This is a genomic window from Citrifermentans bemidjiense Bem (genome assembly GCF_000020725.1).
GTDB lineage: Bacteria > Desulfobacterota > Desulfuromonadia > Geobacterales > Geobacteraceae > Geomonas > Geomonas bemidjiensis.
On sequence record NC_011146.1, the window covers coordinates 202434 to 215074 of the forward strand.

Below are 12641 nucleotides of genomic sequence, written 5' to 3' on the forward strand. Positions count from 1 at the left end.
GATTTCAGCCGCCCCGGAGGAACCTGGCATCTGCCGGGAGGGCCGGAGGCCCGGCAGACAGCCTGGGCTGTCTGCCGGAAGAGGGCGGTTAGTTGGGCCGTAGCGATTTCAGCAGTACGTCTAGGGTTTGCTTGTGGCAGTTGTTCTCGGCATAAACGAGGGCCGTGCTCCCGCTGTAGGACATGGCCAGCGGGTCCGCGCCGCTAGTCACAAGGAGCTGGGTGGTCACGGTGCAGCCGTAGTTGGCGGCCAGCATCAGCGGCGTGTGGCCGTCCCGGTCCCGCGCGTCGACTTCCGCGCCTTTGCTCAACAACAATCTGACTACCTCGGCGCTGCCGTGTGCCGCGGCGAAATGCAGCGCCGTCTTTCCTTTGCCGCTTCTCGTGGACAGATTCGCTCCTCGTTCCAGCAGGTCGTTGACTTTCGTGACGTTACCGGCTTTTGCGGCATCCATAAGCGCGGTGTGGCCGTTTCTGTCCACGGCGTCAACCTGTGCCCTGAACCCTGCCCCCAACTCGACTTCCACGGTTGTTGTCATCGCAGTTCCTCCTTTGGTGAGAATACATTGCCCGGTACAACGCCCCCTATCGTAAAGCCAGCCACCACCCGGTGGCCAGAATGTTGAGAAGAGCAAGCGGTGTCAGGAACTTCCAGCCCAGGTGCATGAGCTGGTCGTAGCGAAGACGAGGAAGGGTTCCCCTGACCCAGATGAAGACGAAAGCGAAAAGTCCGACCTTGATGAAGAACCACAGGATCGGCGGCAAAAGCGGTCCGCGCCACCCCCCCAGGAAAAAGAGGGAAGCGAGCGCGCTGAGCGAGATGATGTTGATGTATTCGCCCACGAAGAAAAGGCCGAAGCGCATCCCTGAGTACTCGGTATGGAACCCGGCTACCAGTTCCCCTTCCGCCTCGGGGAGGTCGAACGGGATCCTGCGGCACTCGGCCAGGATGCTGACCAGGAAGATCGCGAAGGCGAGAGGCTGGTACACGATGAAAGGCATCTGCGCCTGGGCGTTGACGATGTCCGAGAGCCTGAGCGACTTGGCCAGCATCACCACGGGAACCAGCGAAAGCCCCATGGAGAGCTCGTAGGAGATCAGCTGGGAGAGCCCCCGGATGCTCCCCAGGAGCGCGTACTTCGAGTTGGACGCCCACCCGCCCAGCGCGACGCCGTAGACGGCGATGGATGAAAGGGCGAGAAAGACCAGCACGCCTACGTCCAGGTCGGCGATCTGGAGGTTGACTTCGTGTCCGAAAAGAACGGTCGGCGCCCCCAGCGGGATGATGGCGAAGGTCAGAATGGCGGGAATAGCAGCCATCGCCGGTGCCACGGAAAAGAGGAAGCGGTCCGCCGCCTTGGGGATCATGTCTTCCTTGGTGAGCATCTTGATGACGTCGGCCAGCGGCTGGAGCAGGCCGAAGGGGCCGACGCGGTTCGGGCCGATGCGATCCTGGATCCAGCCGAGGATGCGCCTCTCGGCCAGCACCATGTAGGCGGCGAGCGTGAGGATGATGGCGAAGAGCACGACGATCTTCCCCAGCATAAGCGCTATGTCTAAGGCGTCCCAGGTCGTCATGATAATTCCTGTGCGGAGACGAGATCGTAAATACGCACCCCTTCCCCCTCGGGATCAAGGTCTCTCAGTTTGCCCCATGTACCCGTGAGCGGCTCGTTGACGGGTTCGCCCCCCAGTTCCAGCATCAGGTCGGCCATGACCCGCCAGGCCTCCCGTTCAGCTCCTCCGGGGATGTAGTTCCGGTGCACGTGGGGCGGGTGCAGGGCGACCGCCTCGGTCTCGCTTGAGTAGTACTTTGGGTCCAGCCCCTTGAGCGGAAGCCCCGCCGGCCGGCTGCGCAGGAAGCGCTGCGCTCTCCCCTCGTAGTTGATGCTGGTCCCGTTCGACTCGACCCAGGTGGTGGTGGGGAGGAGCACGGAAGCCTTCTCGGTTAAGCCGCCGCGTTTCCAGTCGGCGCAGGCCAGCACCTCCACCCGCTCCAGCAGCCAGGGGGGGAGGTCCGCCTCGAAACAGACCACCGCCTTGATCTGGCCCGACTCGACCAGGTCGGAGAGGGTGGCGCCCTTTCTTTCCAGGCTGACCAGGGCGGCGCCGAAAGCGTTGGGGCCAGGTTGCAGCATCACGAGCCTGGCGCCGCTTGAGGCGAGATAGGAGAGAAGTTCGGGGGACTTCCCACCGGCGCCGCAGATGACCACTCCCTTGGACCCTCCCTCGAAAGGAACCTCGTCGAGCGTCGCAACCTCCTGGTAGCGGAAAGGGAGCTGGCGCTTTTCCCCCTCCCTTGCCCCTCCCACGCGGAATACCTGCGCCCCGGCTAGCGACGCTTTCCGGACCGCGAGCGAGAGCATGGCCCCCTCTTCCATAAGGTCCAGCTCGAAGAGCGCGATGCACTCCGCCTTCTCGATGTCGTGGATGCGGGCAGCGTTCTGCTCGTTCAGGAGCCGGACCGCGGCGAGGCTTCCCTGCGCCGGTGCCGCTTCGGCAAAATATGAAACAGGCGCCCCCACGACCCGCGCCAGTTCGGCGAGCACCAGGCACCCCTCCAGCGAGAGCCGTCCGGAGCCTACGAAGGCGAGGCCTGCCGGGCCGTTTTGCAGGCAGAACTCGGAGATGCGGTTCGCCGCCGCCTCCAGGGCCAAGCGGTATTCCCCCGGGGCGCCGCCGATCTCGGGGTAGCGCGGCCGTTGCGGGCCGTTCAGGTACTCCTTGTCGAAGCGCCCCCGGTCGCAGATGAACCAGCCGTTCACCTGGTCGTTTCTGCGCGCCACGATCTTGATCAGCTCCCGCTGGAAGTTCTGGGGCGAGGTGTTGCAGCCGACCGAGCAGTGCTGGCAGACGGCGGGGGCGAACTCGTAGTCCCAGTAGCGCGCCCGGAAGCGTCCCGTCTTGTCGGTGAAGACCCCGGTCGGGCAGATATCCACCAGGTTCCCGGAGAAGGGGGACTCCAGCGCTCCTTCGGCGAACCTGCCGAAATAGACCCGCCCCGCGCTCCCGGTGACGCCGAAATCGGTGCCGCCGGCGTACTCCTGGTAGAACCTGACGCAGCGGTAGCATTCGATGCAGCGGTTCATCTCGTGGTGGATCCCCTCACCGAGGTACTGGTTCTGGAAGGTCCGCTTCTTGCCCACATACCTGCGGCGGCTGTGACCGCCGGCGATGGTGAAGTCCTGCAAGAGGCACTCCCCCCCCTCGTCGCAGACCGGGCAGTCGTGAGGGTGGTTCAGCATGAGCCATTCGATGACCAGCGAGCGCATCTTGAGCGCTTCGGGATCGGTGGTGGAGACCACCATCCCGTCTTGCGCTGGGAGCGAGCAAGACATCTGGATACCCTTCACCGGCCCGTCCAGAAGCTTCACGGCGCAGAGGCGGCAGGCGGCGGCGATGGCGAGCGCCGGGTGGTAGCAGAAGTGCGGGATGGTGATCCCGACGCTGCGGGCGGCTTCCAGCACGCTGGTTCCCGGCGGGACCTCCACCGGTATGTCATCTATGATCAGCTTCGGCATCTGATAGCTCTACGGTCCTTTCGCCCTATTTCTTCAAGGGACATTTCTTCTTCACGATATGCTCCCGCACCTCGTCCTCGAAGTGCCGCAAAAGCCCGTCCAGCGGCGCCATGGCGCCGGGGGCCAGGGCGCAGAACGAGTAATTCAGGTACTTTATGTGCTCGCGCAGGATGGCGATGTCGTCTTCCTTGCCGTACCCGGTCTCGATCCTGGTCAGAATCTCCCTCACGTAGGGCAGCCCCTCGCGGCACGGGGTACACCAGCCGCACGATTCGCGGGCGAAAAAGGTGATCAGGTTCAGGGTCGCCTCCACCAGACAGTGGTCCTGGTCGAAGACGATGATGCCGCCGGAGCCGAGCCGGGAGCCGACCTTGGCGACGGGGTCGTAATCCATGGGGACCTTCAGGTGCTCCGCGGTGAGAAACTGCGTCGAGGCGCCCCCCGGGATGCAGGCCTTGAACCTCTTTCCCAGGCGCATGCCGCCGCAGGGGCCGTCGATGATGTCGCCTAGCGGTATGCCGATGGGAAGCTCGACGCAGGCGCGGTCCTTCACCGATCCGCTCACGCAGAAGAGCTTGCTGCCCGCCCCCTCTGGGTTCATCGCCAGCCCCTTGAACCAGGCGGCGCCGCGAGCGAGGATCCCCGGTATGTTGGCCAGGGTCTCGACGTTGTTCACCACCGTAGGCCCGGCCCAAAGCCCCTTCACCGCCGGGAAGGGGGGCTTTTGCCGCGGGTTCGGGCGCTTCCCCTCCAGGGCGTTGATGAGCGCCGTCTCCTCGCCGCAGATGTAGCGGCCGGCGGAAAGATGCAGGTCGATGTCGATGGAGTGCTCGCTCCCGAGGATGCGCTCCCCCAGAAACCCTTCCTTTTTTGCCTCGTCGATGGCGCGGGCCAGATTCTCGGCGGCCTGCTCGTACCCCTTGCGGATGAAGATGAAGCCGTGCCTCACTCCTAGCGCGTAACAGGCGAGCGTCATCCCCTCGATCAGGCTGTAGGGGTTATGCTCCAGGAGCACCCGGTCCTTGTAGGTCCCCGGTTCCATCTCGTCGCAGTTGCAGATGATCCAGCGCGGCCCGGGGAGGTCCCGCGGCACGAAGGACCACTTCTTCCCGGTCGGAAAGCCGGCGCCACCCCGCCCGCGCAGGCCGGAGTCGATGACGGTCTGCTGCACCTCGGCCGGCGTCATCCCCGTGATCGCCCTCTTGAGCGCCTCGAAGCCCCCTTCGGAGCGGTACTCCTTGAAGGCGACCGAGCGGTCCCGGCGGTTATGTCGAAAGAGAGGGAGATCCATGTCGTCCTTTTACGCCCGCCGTTCCTTTTCCAGGATCTCGTCCACGAGATGCGGCGTCAGGTGCCCGTAGGGGGTCCCTCCCACCGACATCGCGGGGCTGTCGCCGCACCTTCCCATGCAGGCGCAGGGAAGAAGGGTGTACATCCCGTCCGCCGTAGTCCCCCCAAGCTCCACCCCCAGCCGCTTTTTCAGGTGCTCGATGATGCCGTCGCAGTCCGCGCACCAGCAGGAGATGGAGTCGCAGACGTGGATCACCTTCTTACCCACCGGCCGGCGGTAGATCATCTCGTAAAAGGTGGCCAGTTCCTCCACCTGCAGCGGCGACAGCCCCAGGAGAGAGGCAGCCTCGGCGACGGCCTCGTCGGTGAGCCAGCCGTAGTGCGCCTGCAGTTCCTTCATCACGTCGACCGCAGCCTCGCGCGGGGTGATGGCGCCTGCCACCCGTTCGGTCAGCGATTTTTTCAGTGCTTCCGATATCATCAGCGTTTCCGCTCCTCGTTTATTACCGGTCCAAATCCGAAAGCACGAAATCCAACGACCCAAGAATGGCCAGGAAATCGGACACCAGCCAGCCGCGGCTTAACACCGGAAGCGACTGGATGTGCGGAAAGGTGGCGGTCCGTATCCTCATGCGGTAGGCGGTATGCAGCCCGTCCGACACGGCGAAATAGCCGTACTCACCCTTCGACCCCTCGATGGGTGCGTAGCACTCCCCTTTCGGGGGGGAGATGCCGCGGGTGGAGTTGACGAAGTGGTGGATCAGCGACTCGATATCTTCGAGGGCGTCCCGTTTCTGCGGCAGAGTGTAGCGGTAGTCAGGGGAGATGAAACGCCCCCCCGGCATCCCGGCCGCGGCCTGCCTCACGATGGAGAGCGACTGCCTCATCTCCTCCATCCGCACTTGGTAGCGTGCGTAGCAGTCGCCCCCTTGCGCCGTCGCCACCTCGAATTCGAAGCGGTCGTAGCCGCCGTAGGGCATTTTCTTCCGGAGGTCCCAGGCGAAGTCGCAGGCGCGCAGGTTGGGTCCGGTGATCCCCCACTCAAGAGCCGTGTCTACGGTGATGGCGGAGACACCTTTCAGCCGCGCCACGAAGATGGGGTTCCCCGAGAGGAGCTTTTCGTACTCGGCGAGCCTTCCCGGGAACCATTCCAGGAAGGAATGCACCTTCTCCTGCCACCCCTCGGGTAGGTCCTCGGCGACGCCGCCGATCCGGAACCAGGCGGGGTGCATCCGGCCGCCGGTGATGAACTCGACGATGTCGAAGATCTTCTCCCGGTCGGTGAAGGTGTAGAAGACCGGAGTCATGGCGCCCAGGTCGGAGGCGAAGGTGCCGAGCCAGACCAGGTGGTTCGCGATCCGGAACAGCTCGCAGAGCATGACCCGGATGTAGATGGCCCGGTCCGGTATCTCGATGCCGCAGAGGGTCTCCACAGAGTTCAGGTAGGCCAGGTTGTTCTGCACCCCCGAGAGGTAGTCCACCCGGTCCGTGTAGGGGATGTACTGGTGCCAGTTCTGCCGCTCGCCGGTCTTCTCCGCGGCCCGGTGGTGGTAGCCTATGTCGCTGTCCATGTCGACGATCTCTTCGCCGGAGAGCTTGAGCACGAACCTGATAACGCCGTGGGTGCCGGGGTGCTGCGGGCCCAAATTCAGGATCAGGGTCTCGTCGTCCACCCGGTCGAAGAAGTCGCCAGCTGGGAGCGCTTTTTGCCTGCGCGCGTCTTCCGCCGTGTAGGGGGGAAGCTCCGTGGCCCGGGCCGGGTGCTCTTTGCGGAGCGGATGCCCGTCCCAATCCGGGGGCATCAGTATCCTTCTCAGGTTGGGATGGCCGGCGAAGCGGATGCCGAACATGTCGTAGGCTTCCCGCTCGTACCAGTTGGCGACCGGGAAGACGGAGGTGATGCTGGGGGCCTCGGGATAACTCCCCTCAAGCTCGGTCTTGATCCTGATCCTCCCCGGGGTGTCGAAGCAGGTGAGGTGGTAATTGACGGTGAAATCCTTGTACTTTTCCCGGTCGCGACGGCAGGACTCGTCCACGCAGGCGATGTCCTCCAGGCGCCTGAAGGGGGACTCCTTGCGCTCTTTGAGGTGCCGGAGCAGTTCCGGCACCAGGCGCGCCGGCGCGCGGTAGGTCAGCATGTCGCAGGCGGTTTCGTCCAGGACCACCTGGCCTGCGAACGCCCCCTGCAGTTCCGCCTGCAGATTGAAGTCGGGGTAGGGGAGCCGGGGCTGTTTCGGGCGCCAGAGCTCGTCGGAGCGCGGGGCCGCGAAGTAGGGGGGCTGCATGGCGCTCCCGCGTATGGCGATCCCCTCCATCCCGGGGCCCCGGGTGTCGCGCGACTTGGTGGCGCCGTCCACCAGGATGGGAGCCACCGTCCCCTGGGTCCCCCCCTGCATCCTCAGCACCGGGCGGGTCGGGCGCTCTTCGCTGCGGATCTTTTGCTGCAGCAGCATCAGCCCTTCCAGGAACGACTCCGGCCGCGGCGGGCAACCCGGGATGTAGAGATCGACCGGGAGTATCTGGTTCACCCCCTGGACCACGCTGTAGACGTCGTACATCCCGCCAGAGTTGGCGCAGCTCCCCATGGAGATAACCCACTTGGGCTCGGCCATCTGGTCGTAGAGCCTGAGGATGCTGGGGGCCATCTTCTTGAAGACGGTGCCGGCTATCACCATGAGGTCGGATTCGCGGGGGGTGCCGCGGAGCACCTCCGCCCCGAAGCGCGAGACGTCGTAGCGGGAGGTAAACGAGGTCATCATTTCGACGAAGCAGCAGGAAAGGCCGAAGAACATCGGCCATAGAGAATTCGCCCTCCCCCAGTTGATCATGTCGTCCAGGGAGGCGAGCAGTACGTTTTCGGGTATTTTGTCGTCGTCACCCTGGCTCAAGATCGTTTACCCCGCGCGCGCATGGCTGAAGGACCCCAGTCGAGCCCACCTTTCATCCAGAGCCAGACCAGCCCTAAAAGGAGCACCGTGATGAAGAGGGTGATGTGGACCAGCCCTGGAATGCCAAGGAGGTCCCAGGAGGTGGCCCAGGCAAGTATGAAGGCCCCTTCCACGTCGAAGACTATGAAGAAGATAGCGATCAGGTAGAAGGGGACTTGGGATGCATGCCGGGCATTGCCGGTGGGAACCATCCCCGATTCGAAGGGTATGTGCTTTTCGGAGGTTTCCTTCCCTGAACCGAGGTAGCGCGCCGCCAGCAAGAGGATGCCGATGAGCCCCACCGCGAAGAGGGTGTAGATGGCAAGGGGAATTAATTCTACTTGCTGTGCGGTAACGGGCATCATTGGCCTTTCAATGAGAAGATAGGGGGTTTCTGCAACCCGTATAATCTAACGTAGAGCCGATGAAAGTCAATTTGGAACGGCGCTTATTTTAGTCGTTCATTGGCGTTAGGTAATTAAAATTTTGCTCTTGAGGATAAGGATCTCGAAGGCCATGGAGGCCTTCGCCATCAGCTTCTGGAGTTGGGGAAGTTCCGGGTCGAGAGGGAGATTCCCGCCGTCGACGTAGAGAACCGCCACCACCCTTCCCATCATCAGCAGGGGTACCAGGAGGTTCTGCGGCGAAGCTCCTCCACCCAGGGCATCCAAGAGGCGCGCGTTTCCGGTTGTGGAGAGAAGCGGGCCGAGGTAGAAGCTTTTCGTCTCCTCCACCAGCTGCAGCACCGAAGGCTCAAACTGGGGAATCTCGACCGTTTCGAAACCGGGGACCAGTTTGCTGTCGACCTGCGCCAGCCATCCGGTAGCCTTACCCCCCTTGATCAGGAAGATGGCGACCCGGCGGAACTGCTGTCCCAGGTGCCCTACGACGAGGTCCGCGATCTGGTCGCGCTCGCCCGCATGGGCGAGTCCAGTCAGTACGCCGTCCAGCGAGTAATCCTTCTCCGGCGCGCTCTGGTAGAGCGAACTCCCCGCCAAGGGGTCGAGGCTCGGCTCTGCACTCAGGTCGCCGAAGCATTCAGACTCGTCGAGGGAAGGAAGCTCCAGTATCTCAGCCTCCTCTGCCGACAGCCAGAGGTCCTCCTCGGGAGCCGGAAGGGGATGCGAGGCCGCCGCTGCGGCAGGGCGCGGTTGAGCCGCAGGCGCCGCGTTGTGCGCCCGGTTCCGGCTGAGCCCCTCGACACTGATGTAGCGCAATTCCCGCTTGATCCCGTAGTACTTCTCCATCGCGCTCAGCATCCGCAACTCGGGCGCAATGACCGGGACCACTATGTACCCGGTGGCAAAGGCGATCTCGTCGATAGCCTGAAAGTCGCTGGGGTCCAGCATGGCGAGGGTGAGCTTGCGGTTGTTGAGGGCGACGGGCATCACGCGGTACTTGCGGACGTATTCTTCGGGAACGGCGCCGACTACATGGGGGGGGATCTCCATCAGCTGTTCAGGGGAAGTGTGGGCGATGCCGGTCTTCTGGCTGAGGAAATGGGCGAGTTCCTGTTCGTCCAGGTACCCCATCTCTACCAGGTTGGTGCCGAAGCGTCCCCCGAAGATCGCCTGGCCTTTCAGCGTCTCTTCGAGTTGCGTCGGGGTGATCTTCCCGGCGTCTACCAGCAGTTCGCCTAGTCTCATTGTTTCTGCAACCTCCACCCATGGCATTGCACCGGCATTTCATATTTGCTGCTGGGAAGACATTGGCATAGGCATCACCCAATGATGGAACAGTGACAATCATTGGGGAGTGCCGGATCCGCACAGAGCAAATGAATCAGGCGCTAAAATAGAGCCTAACAGGCGACGTTGTCAATAAGAACAAAAGCAAAGAGACAGGGGGGCAGCTGTTACAGTGTCACCACATTTTCTAAAGGTTCATGAGCGGAATTAGGGGGAACCCAGCGTCCCCTCCCCCTCTGGGGGAGGGACAGGGTGAGGGAGACGTCACGAAGGCGGGATCCTGGCTGGGCACTGCCCTCACCCCCGCCCCTCTCCCAAAGGGCGAGGGGAGACAGGCTGACCATGGCAGGGGAAGATCTTTGCTAACGGGGGGCGAGATTGACTACCGTCCGGCCGCGCAACTCACCTTTCAAAATGGCGTCGAACTTCTGTTCCAGCTGGGCCAGCGGCACTTCCTGCACCTGCTCGAGAATCCGCTGCGGCTTCCAATCTCCTGCCAGCCGCTGCCATACCTCGTTTCTGACGGTGGAAGGGGCCTGCGCGGAGTCGACGCCCAAGAGCGACACCCCCCGTAGAATGAACGGGAAGACGTTCAGGGGGAGCTCGGCGGAACCGGCAAGCCCGCAGCAGGTGACCACGCCGCCGTACCCGGTGGATTTTATGGCTGCCGCCAGCATGGGACCGCCCACGACATCGATGACCCCAGCCCAGCGTTCCTTCAGGAGCGGGCGGTCGGAGTTCTGCAGGAAGGCGTCACGGTTCAATACCTGGCGCGCCCCAAGCCCTGTGAGGAACTCGGTCTCCCGGGCCTTCCCGGTGACAGCCACGACCTGGTACCCCGCCTGGGCGAGAAGCGTTACGGCGACGCTGCCGACCCCGCCGGTGGCGCCGGTCACCAGGATCTCTCCGTGTTCCGGCCTGACCCCAGCCTGGACGAGCTTTTGCAGCGACAGCCCCGCGGTCAGCCCCGCGGTGCCGATGGCCATGCTCTCCTTCAGCGACAGCCCCTCGGGGAGACGGACCCCCCAGGCGGAGGGGACTCGGATGTATTGGCCGTATCCCCCGGGGGTATTCATGCCCAAGTCGTAGCCGGTCACGATCACCTTTTCGCCGCTTTTGAAGGCGCCGTCGGAACAGGAGACCACCTCGCCCGCCGCGTCGATGCCAGGGGTATGGGGATAGTTCTTGGTCACCCCGGGGCGTCCCAGCGCGGAGAGCGCGTCCTTGTAGTTGAGCGAGGAGTAACGGACCTTGACCAGCAGCTCGCCCGGCGGCAGTTCGTCGATCGATCTGCTCTTGATCCGGCGGGTGAAGCTTCCGGGCGCCTCTTCCTCTACCACTAGTGCATCGAAACGTTCCGCTGCCATGTTCCCTCCTGTTGGTTCCGGGTCAGGATACTGCGACAATCTCGTATGCCACTCTCCCAATCCGGGCCTCGTCGCCGGCGCTCTTGCCGATCAGCTCCTGCCCCATGGGAGAACCGAGGGTAATCACGACCACTTCCTTACCCTCGATTTCCAGCTTCAACCCCCCTTCCTGGGGGCCGATGAAGAAGGTTTTTCCGCCGCCGTCCTCTCCCTCCAGCGTCACCAGTGCGGTGAGGCGGATAGCCTGGCCGGCGCTGAACTCTTGCAGCTCCAGGGAGCGGTAGGCGTGCAGTGCGCGCCGTATCTCCTGGGCGCGGTTTGCCTGACCCTGGGCCACGTACGAGGCCTCGAGGCTCAGCGTGTCGTATTTGTTGTCGGGGATGTTTTCTTCGTGGGTGGCCGCTTCATGTGCGGCCCGGGCCGCGTTGGTCAAAACTGCGAGATCCGTTGCGAGCCTTTCGATGATGAGCTGGTGCACCAGCTTCTTTTTTTCCGTTGCGATGAGCTATGCCTTCCTCTGTGATGGTTTTCCCGCCGCTTGTCGGCGTGCTGGCGATACTATAACTTCCCGTCTCATCTGTCATTGGAAAAAAGGGGGGACTTTCAGCGGTCGGGGTACCAGTTGATGCCGAAGAGGTGCATGTTGAGGCCCGGGTTCTGGCGGCCGTTGAAGCCGGCGTTGGACATGTGCTGGTAGCGGTAGGACAGGCCGAGGTTCCGGTTGATGTGGTAGATGAACCCGCCGTGGGAGGAGAATTGCTCTATGCCGTTATAGTCCCTGGTACCGAATCTTTCGCGGCTCAGGAGGGCAACGCTGACCCCAAGATCGAGCTCCAGGGGGAAGAGTTGAGGGTTTCCTAGAGAGAAGGCGGGGCCCAGGGAACCGACGAAGCCATACTGTCCCTGGCTTTTGAGGGCTCCTGCCGTTAGCGCGAGACGGGTAGAGATGCCCCAGCCTCCCTTGCTGCGCAGGCTCCAGGGGAGCTCGTATTCCCCGAAGACCTCGTATTGGGTGGTGTTTCTATCCTTCGATTCGGCAGCGAAGCCCCCTCTTATTCCGAAGGGCCCCCAGCCTCCTTCTGCGAGGGCCGGAGAGGAGTGGCACAGACCGAGGAAGAGCAGGGTGAGGAGCAGATAGCCGGAGGTTTTCATGGGATTTCTCCTGTAAATTTGCCGTACCTAATGTATCTGATAATCCTTTGAAAGCAACAAGCGAGGGGGATCGTGATTCAGTCGGAAGGCGCTGCGGATGGGCGTCCGGAGGGACAAAATAGCTGTTCTTGCGTATTAATTGGCCCAGCTGTACTATTAAATTGACCGGTGGAGCTGACAGTGCCTAAAGAGAATGGGCAAGTCGAAGGAGGCGGCTATGAAAGGGTACGAGTTGGTAAAGCAAATACGAGAGGAGAAAGGTCATCACCCGGAACGAATGTTTATCAAGTGGTGGCGCAATGAGGAGGACTTCATCGATTTCGATCTTGTATCCAGGTTTCTGGACACCCTCAAAGAGAGCAGCAAAATCGACGGATTCGAACTGATAGGCCAGGACGAGATGTGGCGTACTGTGCAGGCTCGCTGCAAGGGAAGGGTGACCAAGGAACAGCGTGAAGGCGACTGGGTGCTGCGCTGGACACCTCCAGAAGGGAAGGAGGTTGAGGAGAAGCAGAGAGAGTATTTGTACACGCCGGAATCGCTGTTGAAGATTCTGGATCAGGAGACGAACTACAACTATGTCGACTAAAGTGATTGAGCCAGGTGAATAAACAGGGCCTCCGTTATGCGAGGCCCTTTTTTTTGCTTGCTCATTTTGGCGGTATAACCCCCCTCCCCGCCTGCGGGGGAGGGGGAG

12 protein-coding genes are annotated in these 12641 nt (G+C 62.6%); 1 reads left to right on the forward strand and 11 read right to left on the reverse strand.

From position 1 onward, the window contains the following. Window positions 1-88: 88 nt before the first annotated feature. The 11 genes from GBEM_RS00870 to GBEM_RS00920 form a co-directional block, all read right to left on the reverse strand. A complete protein-coding gene (locus GBEM_RS00870; protein WP_012528612.1) occupies window positions 89-538 on the reverse strand; it encodes an ankyrin repeat domain-containing protein in 450 nt (149 codons plus the stop codon). A 46-nt stretch (window positions 539-584) separates the two neighbouring features. Next, entirely contained in the window at window positions 585-1577 is a 993-nt protein-coding gene (nuoH, locus tag GBEM_RS00875) for an NADH-quinone oxidoreductase subunit NuoH (RefSeq protein ID WP_012528613.1), read from the reverse strand. Continuing rightward, window positions 1574-3520 carry a 2Fe-2S iron-sulfur cluster-binding protein gene (locus tag GBEM_RS00880; protein WP_012528614.1) on the reverse strand — a complete coding sequence of 649 codons (1947 nt, stop codon included), beginning with the start codon at window positions 3518-3520 and terminating at the stop codon, window positions 1574-1576. Before GBEM_RS00880 ends, nuoH begins: the two co-directional genes overlap by 4 nt. A gap of 25 nt (window positions 3521-3545) precedes the next feature. After that, the gene (gene nuoF, locus GBEM_RS00885) at window positions 3546-4811 is read right to left on the reverse strand and encodes an NADH-quinone oxidoreductase subunit NuoF (RefSeq protein ID WP_012528615.1); all 1266 of its coding nucleotides are present in this window, start codon (window positions 4809-4811) and stop codon (window positions 3546-3548) included. 9 nt (window positions 4812-4820) lie between these two features. Continuing rightward, the gene (nuoE, locus tag GBEM_RS00890; protein WP_012528616.1) at window positions 4821-5291 is read right to left on the reverse strand and encodes an NADH-quinone oxidoreductase subunit NuoE; all 471 of its coding nucleotides are present in this window, start codon (window positions 5289-5291) and stop codon (window positions 4821-4823) included. 22 nt (window positions 5292-5313) lie between these two features. Next, window positions 5314-7698: an NADH-quinone oxidoreductase subunit B/C/D gene (locus tag GBEM_RS00895; RefSeq protein WP_012528617.1), complete on the reverse strand. Its 2385-nt coding sequence runs from the start codon at window positions 7696-7698 to the stop codon at window positions 5314-5316. After that, window positions 7695-8099 carry an NADH-quinone oxidoreductase subunit A gene (locus GBEM_RS00900; RefSeq protein WP_012528618.1) on the reverse strand — a complete coding sequence of 135 codons (405 nt, stop codon included), beginning with the start codon at window positions 8097-8099 and terminating at the stop codon, window positions 7695-7697. Before GBEM_RS00900 ends, GBEM_RS00895 begins: the two co-directional genes overlap by 4 nt. Window positions 8100-8207: 108 nt before the next feature. Then, the gene (locus tag GBEM_RS00905) at window positions 8208-9383 is read right to left on the reverse strand and encodes a GspE/PulE/PilB domain-containing protein (RefSeq protein WP_012528619.1); all 1176 of its coding nucleotides are present in this window, start codon (window positions 9381-9383) and stop codon (window positions 8208-8210) included. Window positions 9384-9787: 404 nt separating this feature from the next. Continuing rightward, window positions 9788-10792 carry a YhdH/YhfP family quinone oxidoreductase gene (locus GBEM_RS00910; protein WP_012528620.1) on the reverse strand — a complete coding sequence of 335 codons (1005 nt, stop codon included), beginning with the start codon at window positions 10790-10792 and terminating at the stop codon, window positions 9788-9790. A 22-nt stretch (window positions 10793-10814) separates the two neighbouring features. Continuing rightward, a complete protein-coding gene (locus GBEM_RS00915; protein ID WP_012528621.1) occupies window positions 10815-11270 on the reverse strand; it encodes a GreA/GreB family elongation factor in 456 nt (151 codons plus the stop codon). Between the two features lie 125 nt (window positions 11271-11395). Beyond that, window positions 11396-11944 carry an acyloxyacyl hydrolase gene (locus GBEM_RS00920; RefSeq protein ID WP_012528622.1) on the reverse strand — a complete coding sequence of 183 codons (549 nt, stop codon included), beginning with the start codon at window positions 11942-11944 and terminating at the stop codon, window positions 11396-11398. A 217-nt stretch (window positions 11945-12161) separates the two neighbouring features. Between GBEM_RS00920 and GBEM_RS00925 the strand changes: the two genes are divergently transcribed. Beyond that, the gene (locus GBEM_RS00925) at window positions 12162-12533 is read left to right on the forward strand and encodes a hypothetical protein (protein WP_012528623.1); all 372 of its coding nucleotides are present in this window, start codon (window positions 12162-12164) and stop codon (window positions 12531-12533) included. Window positions 12534-12641 lie beyond the last annotated feature (108 nt).

Coding starts and splice junctions, on each gene's coding strand:
- GBEM_RS00870 (WP_012528612.1), bottom strand. CDS start 538: ATGACAACAACCGTGGAAGTCGAGTTGGGGGCAGGGTTCAGGGCACAG.
- nuoH (WP_012528613.1), bottom strand. CDS start 1,577: ATGACGACCTGGGACGCCTTAGACATAGCGCTTATGCTGGGGAAGATC.
- GBEM_RS00880 (WP_012528614.1), bottom strand. CDS start 3,520: ATGCCGAAGCTGATCATAGATGACATACCGGTGGAGGTCCCGCCGGGA.
- nuoF (WP_012528615.1), bottom strand. CDS start 4,811: ATGGATCTCCCTCTCTTTCGACATAACCGCCGGGACCGCTCGGTCGCC.
- nuoE (WP_012528616.1), bottom strand. CDS start 5,291: ATGATATCGGAAGCACTGAAAAAATCGCTGACCGAACGGGTGGCAGGC.
- GBEM_RS00900 (WP_012528618.1), bottom strand. CDS start 8,099: ATGCCCGTTACCGCACAGCAAGTAGAATTAATTCCCCTTGCCATCTAC.
- GBEM_RS00905 (WP_012528619.1), bottom strand. CDS start 9,383: ATGAGACTAGGCGAACTGCTGGTAGACGCCGGGAAGATCACCCCGACG.
- GBEM_RS00910 (WP_012528620.1), bottom strand. CDS start 10,792: ATGGCAGCGGAACGTTTCGATGCACTAGTGGTAGAGGAAGAGGCGCCC.
- GBEM_RS00920 (WP_012528622.1), bottom strand. CDS start 11,944: ATGAAAACCTCCGGCTATCTGCTCCTCACCCTGCTCTTCCTCGGTCTG.
- GBEM_RS00925 (WP_012528623.1), top strand. CDS start 12,162: ATGAAAGGGTACGAGTTGGTAAAGCAAATACGAGAGGAGAAAGGTCAT.